Source organism: Hymenobacter sp. UV11, from assembly GCF_004684095.1.
GTDB lineage: Bacteria > Bacteroidota > Bacteroidia > Cytophagales > Hymenobacteraceae > Hymenobacter.
Genome location: NZ_SRII01000006.1, coordinates 178,081 through 195,766 on the forward strand (window position 1 = coordinate 178,081; position 17,686 = coordinate 195,766).

The following is a 17,686-nucleotide window of genomic DNA, read 5'->3' on the forward strand; positions in this document are numbered from 1 at the left end:
TAAGCAACCAAGTCATTAATCTTAGTCAACATCAGCTAACTTTTGTGTGCCAAACTTTTATCATAAAATAATAATAAGAATAATCCTAAAAATAGACAGCAAAAACGACTCAAATAAATTGAATTTTTATAAGTTATTTTTTTTAAAATCAAAGAAAAACGACTATAAAGCACACTTTAAGAAAATGAATTTTTTATCCTAAATTTATTACACGAACTTCGTGCAGTAGAATAATATTCCATAATTCGGAACAATCTTCCATTATTTGGATAATTATCAACCTGATACTCAAATTTCTTTTCTGCTATTGCCAATCTTATGAGAATATTTCTACTTGGATTATTACTGCTTTTGTGCAATGGCTTGGCTATAGGCCAGACCTTGTATACGTTCAATGGCGGGGGGACTACTGGCGACTGGGCAAGTGCCAATACTTGGACTACTGACCCGACCGGCTCCACGAGCATTAATCCTAGCTCTCGCGTGCCGACCAATAATGACAACGTAGTCATCACCAATAGCTTCACAGTCTACGTAACCAGTCAAGTTACTTCTACTGGCCTCAACGTGACGGTGCAAAAAGGTGGCACCCTTGACTTGCAGACGGCTACCGCTACCTTCGCTACGCTTAGTAGTCTATCGGGTCAAGGTACGTTACGTATTGCGGCACCCTATTTCCCGGCAGTTACTACCAATAACTTCGGTAATGCCAACACCGGCACCGTGGAGTTCTATAATTGGCCGGCGGGTCCTACGGCCTTACCAGTAGGACAGTACAATAACCTGCGCTTACTCAATAAAACGGCGACACCATACGTGGTACAACTCGACAACGACCTAACGCTGAACGGTAGCCTTACACTAATTCGCACGAACACAACGGTCACTACCCCCCTAGTTAGCTTCACCCTAGGCAAAACGGCCACCGCCCGCACCCTCAACGTGCTCGGCGACATCACTGTTGGAGCTGGCACGGTCCTAGGGGTTTCGGCTGTGACTTTACCCGCGCCTGGTACTCCGGCTGTGCAAACATTCCATACGATAAATGCGTCGGGCAATTTTATCAATAACGGCACAGTGAACCTCCACGTCAGTACTGATGACACGCAGGTAGCTCTGCTTAACTTCACGAGTAGTACCGATGCGAATTTTGCCTGTAACGGTCCTACCGATTTGGATATTCTGAAGGTCGATAAGGGCAACGACAGCAAAGTGTTGTTAAACGTAACGTCGGCTAACTATGTGGGAACTAATAATCTGCTTGCTGCACAAGGCAATTTACGACTGAACCACGTAGGTAATGGCGACATCTTGGCTTTAGTTAACGGCATTACTAAGCTTAACAGTAATGTCTACCTAACTAAGATTCATAATGGTGCGCCGTCGCCAGCTAACCTCACTAATAGCGCCGGCTGGTTTCAGCTTGGCTCCACCACCACCAGTCCTACACTGTGGATAAATAATGCTACGGTACTCAACGACAATGCTTCCCTATTTGTCGTTTATGGTATCTACCGCATCAGTGGCGGGGGTAAATTGTCAAGTGAGAATGATGGGGGTATGGTAATTCGCGAGGATGCTCAGGTCCTGATTGAAGGGGGCACGACAATCGTGAATAAATTTCGGCCTTCTAGCACGGCTGCTACACACAGAGGCTCTTTCACCATGACGGGCGGAATATTTAAGTGCACTGGCAAATACTCTTCCTCCTATGATGACCAGTTTTCCCGTTTCGCGATACCTTATACCACGCAAGCATTCCGCATGTCGGGGGGTAGCATTGAGGTGTACCAACCAGGTGCATCGGGTGATGGCTTCCTACACATAGGTGTAAATCCTAACAACGCGGTCGTATCTGGGGGTATTATCAAGCTCTTCGTACCTGATATCACGAACAATAACACCTGTAAAATTCTGAGCACGGCTCCCTTGTGGGACCTAAGCATCAGCAAGCCTTCTACCACTGCTGCCGCTGCTAACAGCACCAGCAAGGCTATTCTTTCGGCCATGACGCTTGCCTTTACCGGAGCAACTACTACCATCCAGCCGCTCACGGTACTCCACGACTTTACTATTAATGGTGCTAACGCGGTCACATTCGATGCGGCGAATCAGGACGTAACTATCCAGGGTTCACTTACTACGGAAGCCAACGGAACCTACCTGCCTGGCACCAATACTACTATCTTCAGCGGTGGGCTCGACCAGTTGCTAACCAATAACGGCACTATAGGTACCACAGCTAATGTGGGCACCTTCAATAACTGGACGGTTAATAAGTCAGGTGGTACCCTTTCGCTGGCTGGCAATTCTTCCTTTGTTGTTTCTGGCACCCTCAGCCTGCTTAGTGGCGTACTCAACGACGGGGGCAAAACCATTAGCGCAAAAGGGAACGTTGTAAACTCAGCCTCCCACTCTAGTGGTGGCGGGTCGGGCAGCATCGTGCTGGCCGGGGCGGGTGGCCAGATTGTGAGCGGTGACGGCACGGGCGTATTTGGCAACTTGAAATTGAACAGCACGGCTACTGCGGGCACCGTTGCTGCTACCCTGACGGCGAATATGAGCGTAGCCAGTACGCTTACTATGCAAAGCACTCATATCTTAGCCATTGGTGCTAACCGATTGTCATTAACTAACGTGAACAGTAGCACTACTAATGGCGCGCTCATACTAGGACCAGGTAATAGCTACTCAACTTCGTGTTTTATCCAAACGGCGGGTAATCAGAGTGACCTGGGCCTCCAAAAAACCTACGGCAAGGGAGACTCTTTCATATTCCCAGTAGGCACCGGCGTAGGAACCACTGCCAGGTATGCCCCCGCTACTATTGAGCTTCAGTTGGCTACGTCGGTGCTTTTAGATAAGTTTGGTCAGGTAAGTGTAAGCCCTACTAGCAGCCGTAATCCCTTCGTTACGGGTACTACCAATTCGCTGGCTTATTATTGGAAAGTTCGTAGCGTAGGGTTTGGCCCCATCCCCGTTGGGGCGGTTTACGAAACGTTCACCATGACCAACGCCGATGCAACAATACCAACTAGTGGCAGCCTAAACAACTATGTGCCCGCCCGCTACCAGCCAGTAGCTTGGACTAAATATTCTACGGGTGATATGAGCATCGGGACAACCGGCACAATTCCTATATCTTTCATCGCCTTTAAAGCCCTTGATACTTTCGAAGGCGAATTTACGGCTGGTTACCCAGCGGCTTTCGGGACGATTATTTCTTTCTACAGTATCAAGAATGGCAACTGGGAAACTCCAGGCACATGGAGTACCGCTGGTTATAACGGCACGGCCGGTACTACGGCCATCCCAGGCGCTGGCAACCCGGTCTTTATTGGCTCGGCTGACAACAGGGCCTACCACACTATAATGGTAACAGTTGCTAATGCCAAATCCGGCTCGTTGGTAATTGACCGTGGCTCAACGCTGGACGTGCAGACGCTGACTGGCCACAACTTCGGGGCCCTACCCGACTCTAAAGTGGGCGGTTCGGGCCGTCTGCGTGTGAGTTCCTCGGCTGCTACCCCTACTTTCCCGGGTGGTGACTTTGGCTCATTTATTCAGTATGGTGGAGGTACCGTAGAATACTATACGAGCGGTGTAGACTTTACACTGCCCATGACTTCAAATTCGGGCTCGCTAACGCTGAATCAATATCGCAACCTGTGGCTGAGTGCTGCAACTGCTCGCACTATCACGCTACCCAACCAGAACCTGCGGATATACTCGCAGCTTAAAACGGGTACGCAAAGTGGCACGGGCATTGTAATGATGAATACCGGCGCTAATGGCAACATACGGGTTGATTCGCTGCTAAACATACAGGCGGGTATCTTCCGCTACCCCAACACCACGGCGCGTCAGGTAGCAGTTGATACGAATGTGCAGGTGGATGCTACTGCAACGTTTGACGTGGCTACTAGTACTGTCACTGCGGTAGCTAATACCCTAGCTATAGGTAATGCGCTCACAGACAGCCCAATGGCCAATTCGCTCACGAACAATGGCACCCTTGACTTCAAAGTAGGTACTGCCACCGTGGCGCTGACGTTTACGGGCAGCAATAACACCAACCTAACTGGCCCCACCGGTACCCTGACGGACCTCAATACCCTGACTGTAAACAAGGGAACGGGCCGGACTGCTACGCTGAATGTGGATGTAGCCGGTACATTCTCTTCCCCGACTAACAACTGGCTGACGCTTACCAACGGTACGCTGAACTTTGCCAAGACCAATGGTACGCTTACTATTCACGACCTGGCTTCCTCTTATCTCATCACCGACAATGCGGGCCTGAACGTGAATGCCAGTGGTGCTACCGTGACGGTAGCCACCAATACCAACGCCGCCTCCGACCTAAAGCTGGCCGGCCTAATACAGGTATTGCAAGGCACCCTGAACGTGGGTACTCCCGCCGGTACCGGCAACGACCTGGAGTATGCCAGTGCGGGTGCTCCTGGCCTGAAGGTGAGCGGCACTGGAAATTTATACGTGAACGGCCAGATTCGCCGGACCGTCAATAACCTCGATGGCTCGCTACGTTATGACCAGAGCGGCGGCACAGTGAACATCGACGGCTTTGGCGCTACGGCTGCCCAAAGCAACGAACGGGGCCTGTTCGAAGTACAGGGCACGGGTAGCATTTTTCGCATGAGTGGTGGCACACTAAACCTGCACCGCTCGAATGGCCGCCCCACCTTTACGGCCGACTTGTACCTGGCTCCCGACTCGACAGTAGTAACCGGGGGCACGGTGGTGCTGGGCAATCCTACCACGGCTTCTATCAGCAGCAACGTGATTATCAGCGCAAGCTCGACAGTGCCGCTTTATAACTTACGTGTAGAATCGGGAGCTAGCGGCAATACCAATACCGGCCTGCTGGCGGGAGTGATTCCGCTAACGCTGAAAGGGTCGCTGACAATTGGCAACGACTTCTCGTTCTTCAACGCCAACGGCCTGGGTCTAAATATCTACCAGAGTCTCAATAACAACAATACCTCAGTGAGTACGGCACTAAATGCCGGCGGTTTCCAACCGATTACAACGGCTCAGACGACGACTTTCTTGGGCGGGATAGTTACGCAATTCCTAACAGGCACGACCAGTAATCTTACCGTTTTTGGCAGCTTAGTTATGAACACTCCGCAGACCAATGGCACTCTGCAACTAAGTGGTAATACCCGGATAGCTGGTAACTTGACTCTGACCAAAGGCACGCTCAATGATAATGGTCAGACTATGACGGTACTGGGTGACGTGCTTAACTCGGCCACGCACACCAGCAGCGGTACGGGTAGCATAATCCTGGCTGGCACCACCAACCAGAATATTGGGGGCAACGGCACAGGAAGCTTTGGCAACCTGACCTTGAACAACAGTTTGGGGTCCACCACCACGGCCAACCAAGAAATCACTAAAGTCCTTACGCTGACCACCGGGATATTCACCATCGGCTCAAACTTGCTATTGTTGAGCAACCCAGCCACGGGTGCAGTAGCCGGCACTTTCGATGCCACGCACTTTATTCGTACCAATGGCATTGTAGCCGACTTGGGCGTGCGCAAGAGTTACCCCAGTGGAGCACTGAATTTTACCTTTCCAATAGGTGCTGGCACTACGTACACGCCCGTAATTATGAATGTGACGGCCAACTCAGCTGCCGGTACCCTTACGGTGCAGCCCATTGATTTGGCTCACCCCTCCACCACCGGTAGCGGCACCAACAAAATCTCGTTTTATTGGAAAGTGAGCAGCAGTAACAACTTCTCACCCAAGGTAGACCAAAATTTTACTTATGGTAGTAACGATGTTATTGGTGATGAAAACCTCTATAAGTTAGGGCGTTTCTACAAAGGTGCCTGGGTGCCGGTTGGTGGCATCGCTACTAGTACGGTGACGCCGGCTACTCACACACTCAATAATCCTGGCTACTCTGGTACGGCAAGTACTATTGACGGTGACTACACGGGCGGCGATGTATCCGAGTTTCAGGCGGTACCAACGTTTTACAGCCGTAACAGCACAGCGAGCCAGCCGAGTGGTTCTCCTTGGACTAGCGCGTCGAGTTGGACCAACAACCCTGATGGTAGCGACCCGGCTCCTACCTTCAATTCCTATCCTACCCTAGCTAGTCCGGCTGTTATCAGCAGCGGTCACCTAATTACGACTACCACTGGAAGCCTGGGCGCCGCCACCCTGCGCCTGGATGGCACCCTGGACCTTGGTCCCAACGCCGCTAATAACTTCAACACGGTAAATGGAACCGGCACCATGCGTATTGGTTCGGCCCTATTCCCGGCCGGCAACTACGCCACGTTTGTGGCCCCTGGTGGTGGAACGGTAGACTACTCCGGCGCAGTGCAGCTACCCGCCCGCGATACATACAATAACCTGACTTTCTCGGGAGGCAATGGCAAGCAACTGAGTAACCTGGACCTGAATATTAACGGTGCGCTGACTGTAGCCGCTAATACCACCGTGGATAACCCTACCAGCCAGAATATCAACCTGAACTCGGCCACGAGCGGCGCTACCGTGAGTGGCACGTTCAACCTCAACGATGGGGCGTTGACCACGGGTGCTTTCCTAGCTACAAATGCGGGCGGTACGCTCAATCTAGGCGCGGGTGCCGTCAACATCGGCACCACGCTCGCCAACGGCGGTATCCTGAACAACGGCACCGGCAACGTAGCAGTGGGCACAGCCTTCAACAACAGCGGCACTTACAATGCGAATGTGAAAACCGGTAACCTCACCGTCGGTACCACCTTTGCCAACAGTGGCACCTATACGGCGGGCGTTGGCACGCTGCTCATCAACAGCAACTTTAGTAATGTTGCTAACGGCACCTTTACGGCGGCCGCTGGCGACGTCAACGTGCTGGGTACCTTCTTAAATGCGGGCACATACACTGCGCCGGACGCTACCAACAAAAGCTACCTGCGCGTTACGGGTGACTTTACTAACCTCTCTACCGGCTATTTCACACCGGCTTCGAGCATCGTCATTCTGCACAGCAACTTTAGCAACAGTGGCATCTTCGACATTAGCCCTAGCAGTACCCCTGGCAATAGCCTAGTAGTGTTCACAGCCGATATCAACCACACACTGACTGGTACCACTGCCTTTTATGACCTGCAAAAAGCTGGGGCCAACAACCTAACGCTTGGCGCTAACACTAATGTGACCGTAACCCACATCCTAACGATGCAAAACGGTCTCATTTATACAGGTACCAGCAATACGATTTCGCTCAGCTACACCGCTGCTCAGCCTATCGTGGGAGCAAGCCCGGCTACCTACGTAGCCGGCCGCCTGGCCATGAGCCTGCCCAATACCACGGCCAGTATTCGGGTATTTCCGTTGGGCCTGGGTAACCGCTACCGGCCAGTTACGATTACGCCGCAGAGTACTTCTACCAACCCGATAGTATTGGTAGAAATTATCAACAGTGCCCCCGCTGGCACCATCGATGGTTCGCTGTCTAATATGTCGGCTAATCGCTATTACCGCATTCAGCTACTGTCGGGTACGCTTGCCGCGTCTGCCATCCAGTTGAGTTTCAATACGGACGTAGAAGATGAAAATGTAACCGTGCCCGGCAACCTACGCGTAGCCCGCACGACTGCCACCGGCCTGCCTACTAGCAGCAATAACTGGAGTAATGCCGGTGGGGCAGGCGTATTCTCACCCGCTGACCCACGCGGCTACACTACGTCGGCCGCCGCTATCATCAATAGCACCTCGTTCTTCGCGTTGGCCTCTACCAACTATAATGACAACAAACTTACCGGCATAGCTCCGCTGCCCGTCAAGTTGATGCAATTTAGCGCTGTGCGTCAGGGCTCGACGGTACGGGTGGCTTGGGCTACGGCTTCGGAGCAAAACAGCGCATACTTCGTGGTGCAACGCTCAACCGATGGCCGCACGTTTGCCGATGTGCAGCGCGTGGCGGCCCAGGGTACTACTACCAACCGCCACGACTATGCCACTCTCGATACCCAGCCCCTGGCTGGCTTGAGCTACTACCGCTTGCACCAAGTCGATATCGATGGCATGGACGACTACTCGCCCGTGGTGGCTGTGCGCTTCGATGGCGTACCAGCTACTCCTACCCTGGTGGCGTATCCTAACCCCGCTACCAAGCAAGGCTTCCAGTTGCTCACCACCAAACTCGGCACCACGGGCGGCACAGTGCAGGTATTCGACAACGTAGGCCGCCTGGTGCTGACCCACGTGGCTGCTGCGGCAGAGGCTGCCATTGAGCCCACGCAGCCGTTGGCTAGTGGCATGTACTTCGTGACGTGGCAGACGGCCGATGGTCTGAAGCTAAGCACGAAGGTGGTGGTGGAATAACCGCTCTACCCCATAAAAAAGCCCCGACTGCCTACACGCAGTCGGGGCTTTTTTATGGGGTAGAGCGGTTATTCCACCTGACTTTCTTGGCTGCCATACCACACGGACAGGTTTTTGCTGCGCAAGACGCCGGAAATTATGCGAAATAAGCCCGTTATCTATACTGCATCAATCTAGAGCGGTTTCCAAGGACGTGTACAGATTGGCTGGTGCGGGCTGCCAGCTTTTCGTCGACGGGCCGCTCGTTGGGGAAGCCGCTTGTTCTGCTAGCGAGCGGACATCTGGCGAACAGCCAGCAGCCCGCCTGGTACACCGATTGGGAAACTGCGCTAGTATCTTATCCAGCTATACTCATCGCGAAGTGCTTTGCGCTGAAAATAAATCAGCGGGATAACTTACTAGCGCACGCGCACCGCGGCAAGCGGTACGCTGGCTTGCGAGGAGCGCTGCCCGAGACACTTCCATGTAAAAGGCCCCGTCCGAAAATCCGGGCGAGGCCTTTGCTGGTAAGAAGCCGGTTGCCTTAGCACGCGCCAAGGGGGGTAGGGCTATTCCTTCACGATACGGCACACGGCCGTTTCGGTGCCTTGGCGCACTTCAAGCAAGTAGACGCCAGCCGCCAGGCCTGCTGGCAAGCGCAAGAGCTGCTGGGGCACCATAGCTACCGGGGCCAGCACTAAGCGCCCCGTGAGGTCACGCAACGCAACCGTGGCGGCACCACTTTTGGGCAGTTCGATATTGACAAAATTGGTGGCCGGATTTGGGAATACTGCGAGGCCGGGCAATGCCTGACTAGCCGCTGCTGCCAGTACCAAATTGAAAGTAGCCGTGCTGGTGGCCGTGCCACTAGGCGTTACTACCGTCAGAGGGCCGCTCACATTGCTAGTGCTACTAGGCACTACCAGCGTAATGGTAGTGGCCGAAACCACAGTGTAGTTCGGAATACTCAAGCTGCCAATACTCACGGCCGTAGCCCCCATCAGGTTGGTGCCCGTGATAGTAACCGTAGTAGCAGGGCCACCCATAGTAGGCGTGAAACTAGCAATGGCAGGAGCCAGCACGGGCACCGTTACCGTGAAAGCAGTGGTGCTAGTGGCCGTGCCGCCCTGCGTGGTCACGGCAATGAAGCCCGAGGCAGCACCCCCGGGCACCGCAAACGTAATAGTAGCGGCATCTACGACCGTAAAGGCTGACACCCCTATCCCATTCAACGTCAGCGAAGTCGCATTCGTGAAGTTGGTACCCGTTACCGTGACCGTAGTGCCCACTGGCCCGCTGCCGGGCGTGAAGCTGGCAATAGCCGGCGCGGGTGCTACCGGCGCAAAGGCCATTCCCCGGAAGGCAGTATTAGTGCCGGCTGTGGCAATGGCCGCTGGGAGGTCTGTGAGGGTAGGCGTGTTATTATAGCCCGTGTTATCAGTAAGAAAAAACAATTCATTGCTACTAGTAGCGGCCAGCGATACCGTCGTACCGCTGGTCGTACCATTGAGGCCACGCACTGCCGAGGAGGAAGCAATAGTGCCATTTTGTACCCAAATCCCACCTACTAAGCTCCATTTCTGGATACCGCCAGCAGTACTGCGGTCATCGGCTACATACACTACATCGACGCCGGGCACGGCGGCGCTCAAGTCAGCAAAGTAAAATCCGTAGGGGCTAGAACCGGCCGTTGAGCCCGGGAATCCTGGCAGGGCCACCACATTCTGTCCAGTGGCCGTAGGCAACCCGGCACCTACCTGGCTCAAACCATAGTAAGGGGCGGAAACCGATGCAATGTACAGGTTGCCATTAGCCACGTTGATACTGCGAATATTCGTTGGCGCAGTGTTGAGTTGTGTGCTCATAAACGTACCTACCTCCTGGTAGCGCACCCCAGAATTAGCCCCCACACTATAAAAACTAGTACCATCGGTAGTAGCTGCGCTTCGAATGCTGACGCCATTAAAAGCGTCTCCCGTACTGGTGCTGGTATCGATGCTACCATCGGCCGCAATCAAGCCAATGACCCGTGCCACATCCGTTGTTTGTGAGGTGACCACGGATGGGGTACTTGGCCCGGCCCCATAGCCGGTTAACACCAAGTAATGGCCATCGGCCGAGCGAGTCATATTTAGTTCGCTGGTAGCATTACCGCTGGCCGTTAGGATGCGGTTAGTTCCGTCTACATAAGTAGGTAGGGCGATAGTCTGGACCAGCGTACCATTAGTGGTATACTCGTCTAGGAACACTGCAGTAGCAGCAGCCGTCAACGTAGCCGACCCATCGCCTACGCGCGCCACTACTACGTTGCCCGGTTTGAAGGGGGCCCCAATGGCTAGCGCTGGCCACAGCGACAAAGCTGCACCCAGTAAACCAAGCACCCGTGATGAATAGAAATTTCTCATAAAATAAGAGGAAAAAAGAAGGAAAATAACCAGGAAAGGTCCTATTATTACCTCACCAATTTCAAAGATAGAGCCCCTCCTCTCGAAAAACCCCTATTGCAAGCTCATCAATCCATTAAGGAGTAGAACGCCTATTTATCCGCCAAGCATAAGGAATGTTTTATACCCTTATAATGCAACCACGCCGGCCAAAACGTGAGCGTGTTGGCCGATGCTACACTACTTTACGCACGGGTTACCAGCAACACTAGCTAGCATGCCGGTGGTCCCTATATGTTATAATGGCCCGTACTTAGTGGTTTCGTTAGCGTTTTTATGTCTGAACTAACTTCCAAACTCACGCACCTCAACGACGCCGGCCAGCCCGCCATGGTCAACGTTGGTCCTAAAGCCGTGACGGCCCGCGTAGCACGCGCCCGTGCCCGCGTGCGCCTCGGGGCCGATATCATGGCGCTGGTAACTGCCGGCGACCTGCCCACGCGCAAGGGCCCAGTGTTTCAAACGGCGATTATCGCGGGTGTGATGGCGGCCAAGAAAACCGCCGACCTCATTCCCCTTTGCCACCCGCTGGGGCTTGATGACTGCCAGGTGCACATCGAAGTCCTACCCCCCGATTCACTGCTGATTGAGTGCACGGCCCGCGTTACGGGCAAAACGGGCATCGAGATGGAGGCCCTCACCGGCGCCTCAGTGGCCGCCCTCACGGTGTATGATATGTGCAAAGCCATGTCGCACGACATCGTGATTGAGGAAATCCGGCTGCTAGAAAAGACGGGCGGCAAGTCCGACTTTCACCACGCGGTAAACGAGTAGCTGAGCAAGTGACTAAATGATTAGCTACCTAGTCATTTACTCACTTACTCAGCTACTCGTTTGCCGCGCGCTACGGGTGCGCTGATACCCACACGGTGCCGTCCTCGTACTCCTCCTTTTTCCAGATGGGGACGACTTCCTTCAGTGTGTCGATGATATACTGGCAGGCGGCAAACGAGTCGGCGCGGTGCGGCGTAGACACGGCCACGACCACGGCTACGTCGCCAATTTCGAGGGTGCCGTGGCGGTGCGTCACGGCCACGCGGCGCAGCATAGGCCACTTCTCCTGGGCCATTTCGGCCACGCGGGCGAGCTGGTGCAGGGCCATGGGGGGGTAGGCCTCGTAGTGCAGACGCACCACGCGGCGGCCGTCACTACGGTTGCGCACGGTGCCTATGAAAGCGTTGACGGCCCCCGCTTCGTCCGATTCGGCGGCATGCAGCACGGCGGCCACGTCGATGGCCTGGTCAGTAAGGTCGATGTGGTGAGTGGAATCCATAATAGTTAAGTAATTGGCAGCGCCCTACCCCCCGCTCACGGGCGGAATCAGGGCAATCTCGTCGCGCTCGTGCAGGGCTACGTCTTCGGCGGCATACTCGTTATTGACGGCCACAGCCAGGCTGCGTAAGCCGGCCAGGGGGGGGTAGGCGGCGCGCAGCTCGGCCAGCAGGCCGGAGGCCGACTGCCCAGCTGGCACGTTCAACTCAAGCGATGACTGCCCCACGATTTCGCGGGCAATGCCAAAAAGGGCAACGGTTAGTTTCATTTAACAGTTTATAAAATTACGGTTCCTACAAAGACGTCTGTCATTGCGAGCGAAGCGCGGCAATAGCCTCAGAACGTCGTCGTTTAGGTGTCGTTCTAGGGCGATTGCCGCGCTTCGCTCGCAATGACAGATGGCACCTCAGCCGCCAATCGTAGCCATGCTCTCGAAGTTGAGCTGGTGCACGGGGCGCAGGCGCTCGGCCTCGAAGCCATTAGCGGCGCGGTGGTAAAAGGCCTGGCTGAGCGCCTGGGCAATATCGGCGTCGGTGGCGCCGCCGCGCAACATGGCGCGCAAGTCGAGTACGCCCTGGTCGTAGAGGCAGGTTTTGATACCGCCCTCGGCGGTGAGGCGCAGGCGGTTGCAGGTGCCGCAGAAGGTGCGCGAATACGCCGCGATAATCCCTACCCTACCCTGATGGCCGGCAATGGTGTACTCGTCGGCGGTGGCGCCGGTGGCGGTGTAGGCGGGCGTGAGCGCGCCGAGGTGCGCCTCCAGGTGCTGCCGGATGCGGCGGTGGTTCCAGGGCAGCGACTCGGGCGTGGCCACGTGGCTGCCACCGTTGAAGGGCATCTCTTCGATAAAGCGCACTTCTACGGGCAGGTCGCGGGTTAGCTCGGCCAGCGGCACCAGGTCCTGGATGTTGCGGCCATCCATCACCACGGCGTTGATTTTCACTTGAATACCCGCATCTAGCAGGGCATGAAACGTGTTCATCACCTGGGGCAGCTCGTCGCGGCGGGTTATCTCGAAGAAGCGCTGGCGGTCGAGGGTGTCGAGGCTCAGGTTTACGGCCTTCACGCCCAGCCGGGCCAGCGTGGGCACGTGGGGCGCGGTGAGCACGCCGTTGGTGGTCAGGCTCAGGTCGTCGAGGCCGGGGATGGCGGCCAGGCGCTCCATAAAGGGCACCAGGTCGCGGCGCACAAAGGGCTCACCACCGGTGAGGCGCACTTTGCGCACGCCCAGACCGGTCATGATTTCCACCAGGCGCAGCATTTCTTCGTAGCTAAGCAACTCGTGCTTAGGCATGTACTTAATGCCTTCTTCGGGCATGCAGTAAAAGCAGCGCAAGTTGCAACGGTCGGTCACGGCCAGGCGCAGGTATTCGAGCGGCCGGCCGTGGGCGTCGTGCAGCACGGTGGGGGGTAGGGAGGACATCAATTCAAATTTACGGCAGCGGCGAGCAGTAGCCCCAAAGGGGGCCGCGTGCGCTGGGTTTGCCTACGCGGGAGCCACGAAGCGGGTTGGAAACGCTGCCCTATATAAGTCATTCCAGGCAAAATTTGTTGCCTCGGTGGACTACTTCGCGCGTGGCCTCAGCTTATAACCCCGACAGCCAGCGCTGGCTTCACAGCGGATAGTCTTCTAGCCCGCCACTCAGTGTCAGCACGTTATCGTAGCCCAACTCGCCGCGCAGCAGGGCCACGGCCTGGGCGCTGCGCACGCCGCTTTGACAGTACACTACAACCGGGCCAGTGCGCGGCACCTCGGCGGCACGGGCAGCCAGCTCGGGCAGGGGCAGCAGCATGGCGCCCGGCAGGTGGCGCCGCTGAAACTCCAGCGGCCCGCGCACATCGAGCAGCAGCGGGGGGGTAGGCGAGGCGAGCTGCTGCTGCAAGTCTTCGGCGCTGAGGCTGGTAGCGGCCGTTTCGGGCGCGCAACTCACGTCGAAATAATCGACCGGGTTGGCGGTGTCGAGGTTGATGAGGCTCTGCACCGGGTCGCGGTGGAAGCGCAGGGTGCGGCTCTGGAAGCTGAGCGTGTCGAGCACCCACAGGCGGCCGCTGAGCACGTCGCCCAGGCCCAGCACCACTTTCAGCGCCTCGGTGGCCTGCACCGTGCCAATGAGGCCGGGCAGCACGTTGAGCACGCCGGTGGTGTTGCAGTCGGGCGCTTCAGCGGCGGTCGGCGGCTCGGGGAACAGGCAGCGGTAAGTAGGCCCACCTTCGTAGTTAAACACCGACACCTGGCCCTCAAACTTGTAGATGGCGCCCGATACCAGCGGCCGGCCCAGGCTCACGCAGGCGTCATTCAATAAATAGCGAGTCGGGAAATTATCGGAGCCGTCCACTACCACGTCGTAGGCGGCTACCAGGTCACGCACGTTCTCGGGGCTCACCCGAATCTTGTGCAACTCATACGTGCCCAGCTCGTTGAGGCGGTGCAGGGCGCGGGCGGCGGCTTCTATCTTGGGCTGGCCCACGTCGGCGGCGCCGTAGAGAATCTGGCGGGGCAGGTTGGTGAGCTCCACCTGGTCGGCATCGGCGAGGCCAAGGGTGCCTACCCCCGCCGCGGCCAGGTATTGCAGAATGGGGCAGCCCAGGCCGCCCGCGCCTACCACCAGCACGCGCGCCTGGCGCAGGCGCTGCTGGCCGGCTTCGCCAATTTCGGCTAGCTGCAGGTGGCGGCGGTAGCGCTGGCGCTCGGCTGGAGAGAAAGAGGACATGGGTTTAACTGAAATTGTCATTGCGAGCAACGCGAAGCAATCGCACTAGAATGAAATCGGCTGCGCCCTTAATTGTTCGGCCGCCGTCGTTCTGGTGCGATTGCTTCGCGTTGCTCGCAATGACAATTTTCCTTTTTTTCAGGCTACAGCCCGTACGCTACCGTGAGGTAGTACAAGCCGCCCACGCTGGGCCCACCCAAATACGTTACATAATACTGATTCAGCACGTTGCTGGCGCCCAGCTTGAGGCGCACCTGCGCGGCGGGCGCGTAGTAGCTCAGTTGCGCATCGAGGCTGCTGAAAGCCGGCACGCTGCCATTTACCAGAAAAGTTTGGGAATAGTAGCGCACCTGGTGCCGGAAATTCAGGCCGAAGCCGAAATTTTTATAGGCGTTCTCGTTGGCGAAGCTCAGGTTATACATCCACTGCGGGGTATTGAAGCCGTCTTCGAGGCCATCGCCGTTTTCGGTGCGGTCGAGGCGGGTGTAGGTGGCGTTGGCGCCGGCCAGGTAGCCGCCAGCCAGGCTGTAGCGCAGGCCGGCCGAGCCGCCGTAATTGTATACTTGGCTCTGCGAGTTGGTCCAGAGGCGGTAGCGGGCCTGGCCCGTGGTGGTGCCCCCCGCCGGGATAGAGGTAGTATTCAGCGCCGTGGCAATCGTATTCAGGTCGGTGCCGGTGGCCAGCACCGCGCCGGTGGTGGTTTGGGGCACGTAGGCTTCTACTTGCGCAATGAAATCGCGGTAAGCATTGTAGTAGAAATCGACATCGACCAGCAGCCGGCCCGCGGGCCCTACCCCCGCTTTGTAGCCCATTTCGAGCGAGCGGATATATTCGGGTCGCAGGTAGGTGTAAGGGTTCTTTACCAGCAGGCTTTGGTTGGCGGCAATGGCCTGGGCCCGCGTTTGGGCGGGCGCGCCGTTGATGCCGGCCGTGACGGCGGCGTTGAAGCGGTCGATGCTGCTGCGCAGGTAGCTGTTCTCAAACACGCCATCCGACATCACGCGCAGCCCGCCCACGCGCTTCACCTGGCCGCTGTTCACGTTCGAAAAGCCCTCAAACAAGCTCGGAAACCGGTAGCCGCTCTGGTAGCTGAGGCGGAAGTTCTGGCGCTGGGTAGGCGAATACACCGCCGTGAAGCGCGGGTTGAGCTTCACGTTGAAGTAGTCGTTTTTATCCACCCGCAGCGTAGCCGTGAGGCGCAGACGCTCGTGTAGCAGTCGCCCGCCGGCCTGTACGAAGCCCCCGGTTTTGGAGTACAGCAGGTCGCTGGTGAGCGGGTCTTTGCCGGGGTTGGGGTTGATAAAATAGTTGCCATCGGGCACCACAATGTAGGTGCGGTGGTCGGCCCCGGCCAGCAGGTCGAGGCCAGCGGGCAGCGCCCTACCCCCCCGCCGAATGGCCTCGGCCACGTTCACTTGGGCTTCGGCGTGAGCCAGGTTGGCGCGCACGCGCAGGGCGGCGCCCACGTCCCAGTTGTTGACGTCTTGCAGCTGGCTGAGGCGCTGGTTGAAGGCCTCGGTGCCCGGTTGCAGGCGGCCGGCGTCGGCGGCACTGCGGGCCGTGCGCAGGGCGTCGGCCACACCCGCGCCGCTTTTGGTGGCGGCGTTCCAGGCGGTGGTGTAGTCGCTATACCACTGGGTATCGGGCTTATAGCTGCGGTCGATATTCTCGCCCATCGAGCGCAGGTTGTAGCTTTTGCCGGTGTTTTCCTGAGTGAGGTAGGCGCGGGCCTGCACCACCGGCGACGTAAACGTGAGGGCGTGCTGCTGCAACAGATAATCTTGCAGCCGGAAGCGGTTCGAGCGTTGATACACGTTGTCGAAGCTCGCCACGCGGTAGGTGTAGGCCAGCTCCACGCCCGGCCGGAAGCGGTAGTGCAGCGCCGCATCGGCCTTGAGCGTCCGCACGCTGTAGTCTACCAGGTCGCGCTCGTCGTAGCCGGTGCGGGCCACCGAATAGCTCTTGCCGCCCAGCGTAATATTCTTGCGGTCCGACGACTCGTTGCCGTAGCGGCTCACCTGGTCCTGGGCCGGGTTGTCGGCCCCAAACAAGCCCGTGGTAGCATTGCCGTTGGGGTTGATGTCGGTCTGGTCGTTGGCAATCCAGTCGTAGGCGCGCAGGTACGTGCCGTTGATTTTGAACGCCAGCTTATCCGGCACCAGCACCTTGGCATAGCGCACGCTGGTTTCCGAATAGGTGTGCACCGGCGAGCCACCGTCGCCCAACGTCCTCACGCTGGGGTCGTTGACGTGGTTGATGCCCGTTTGCTGGCGCAGGCTCAGGCCCGGCGAGTTAAAGGGGTTTTTGGTGGTGAAATTGGCCAGGCCGTTGATGGCGTTCAGGCCGTAGAGCGCGGCGGCGGTGCCGGGCACCAGCTCCACATTCTGAATATCGAGGTCGCTCGGCCCCAGCACGTTGCCGATGGGCCCGCCAATGTGCGGCGCCTGGTTATCGACCCCATCCACGAGCTGCGCGAAACGCACGTTAGTGGTGTTGGTGAAGCCCCGCGCATTTATCACCTTAAAGCCGATGCTAGGCGTAATCACCTGCACGCCCTTCAGGTTGTCGATGGCATCGAAAAACGACGGTGCCGGCGACAGCCGAATGGCGCGGGCGTTGAGCTTTTCCACCGTCACCGGCGACTGCAAAAAGCTCTCCTCCACCCGCGAGGCCGACACTACTACCTCGTTCAGGTCGGTGCGCAGCGTATCAGGGGGGGTAGGGCGGTGCGGGGGCTTCGTGGTTTGGGCGGCCAGCGGCTGGACCAGCGCCAGGGCCGACGCGCAAGCCACCGAGCCGCGCAGCAGGCGTAGGTTTTTCCGCATAAATATTATCTGCCAGTACTTGGTAGTAGGAGAAAAATAACGCCGACGAGAAGCAGCGCGAGCGTTATGTTTCGGCGAATATAACGCTGAGTGC

8 protein-coding genes are annotated in these 17,686 nt (G+C 56.9%); 2 read left to right on the forward strand and 6 right to left on the reverse strand.

Features of this window, described 5'->3' with window-relative positions; translation table 11 throughout:
- Window positions 1–483 precede the first annotated feature (483 nt).
- Window positions 484–8,361: a T9SS type A sorting domain-containing protein gene (locus E4631_RS12750; protein WP_133656811.1), complete on the forward strand. Its 7,878-nt coding sequence runs from the start codon at window positions 484–486 to the stop codon at window positions 8,359–8,361.
- A 548-nt stretch (window positions 8,362–8,909) separates the two neighbouring features.
- Here E4631_RS12750 and E4631_RS12755 read toward each other — a convergent pair.
- Window positions 8,910–10,745 carry an IPT/TIG domain-containing protein gene (locus tag E4631_RS12755; protein ID WP_133656810.1) on the reverse strand — a complete coding sequence of 612 codons (1,836 nt, stop codon included), beginning with the start codon at window positions 10,743–10,745 and terminating at the stop codon, window positions 8,910–8,912.
- A 315-nt stretch (window positions 10,746–11,060) separates the two neighbouring features.
- Between E4631_RS12755 and moaC the strand changes: the two genes are divergently transcribed.
- Complete coding sequence (gene moaC, locus E4631_RS12760; protein ID WP_133656809.1) at window positions 11,061–11,558, forward strand: cyclic pyranopterin monophosphate synthase MoaC; 498 nt, start codon at window positions 11,061–11,063, stop codon at window positions 11,556–11,558.
- 70 nt (window positions 11,559–11,628) lie between these two features.
- Here the strand turns inward: moaC and E4631_RS12765 are convergent, their stop codons facing one another.
- From E4631_RS12765 to E4631_RS12785, 5 genes are all read right to left on the reverse strand, one after another.
- Entirely contained in the window at window positions 11,629–12,057 is a 429-nt protein-coding gene (locus tag E4631_RS12765) for a molybdenum cofactor biosynthesis protein MoaE (RefSeq protein WP_133656808.1), read from the reverse strand.
- Between the two features lie 24 nt (window positions 12,058–12,081).
- Window positions 12,082–12,324 (reverse strand): MoaD/ThiS family protein, encoded by a 243-nt coding sequence (locus E4631_RS12770; protein WP_133656807.1) that lies wholly within the window; start codon window positions 12,322–12,324, stop codon window positions 12,082–12,084.
- A gap of 138 nt (window positions 12,325–12,462) precedes the next feature.
- Window positions 12,463–13,458, reverse strand: coding sequence for a GTP 3',8-cyclase MoaA (gene moaA / locus E4631_RS12775; RefSeq protein ID WP_133656970.1), 996 nt, complete (start codon window positions 13,456–13,458; stop codon window positions 12,463–12,465).
- Between the two features lie 211 nt (window positions 13,459–13,669).
- Window positions 13,670–14,767 carry a HesA/MoeB/ThiF family protein gene (gene moeB, locus E4631_RS12780; RefSeq protein WP_133656806.1) on the reverse strand — a complete coding sequence of 366 codons (1,098 nt, stop codon included), beginning with the start codon at window positions 14,765–14,767 and terminating at the stop codon, window positions 13,670–13,672.
- Between the two features lie 143 nt (window positions 14,768–14,910).
- Window positions 14,911–17,592 carry a TonB-dependent receptor gene (locus E4631_RS12785; RefSeq protein WP_133656805.1) on the reverse strand — a complete coding sequence of 894 codons (2,682 nt, stop codon included), beginning with the start codon at window positions 17,590–17,592 and terminating at the stop codon, window positions 14,911–14,913.
- Between the last annotated feature and the right edge of the window lie 94 nt (window positions 17,593–17,686).

Coding starts and splice junctions, on each gene's coding strand:
- E4631_RS12755 (WP_133656810.1), bottom strand. CDS start 10,745: ATGAGAAATTTCTATTCATCACGGGTGCTTGGTTTACTGGGTGCAGCT.
- moaC (WP_133656809.1), top strand. CDS start 11,061: ATGTCTGAACTAACTTCCAAACTCACGCACCTCAACGACGCCGGCCAG.
- E4631_RS12765 (WP_133656808.1), bottom strand. CDS start 12,057: ATGGATTCCACTCACCACATCGACCTTACTGACCAGGCCATCGACGTG.
- E4631_RS12770 (WP_133656807.1), bottom strand. CDS start 12,324: ATGAAACTAACCGTTGCCCTTTTTGGCATTGCCCGCGAAATCGTGGGG.
- moeB (WP_133656806.1), bottom strand. CDS start 14,767: ATGTCCTCTTTCTCTCCAGCCGAGCGCCAGCGCTACCGCCGCCACCTG.
- E4631_RS12785 (WP_133656805.1), bottom strand. CDS start 17,592: ATGCGGAAAAACCTACGCCTGCTGCGCGGCTCGGTGGCTTGCGCGTCG.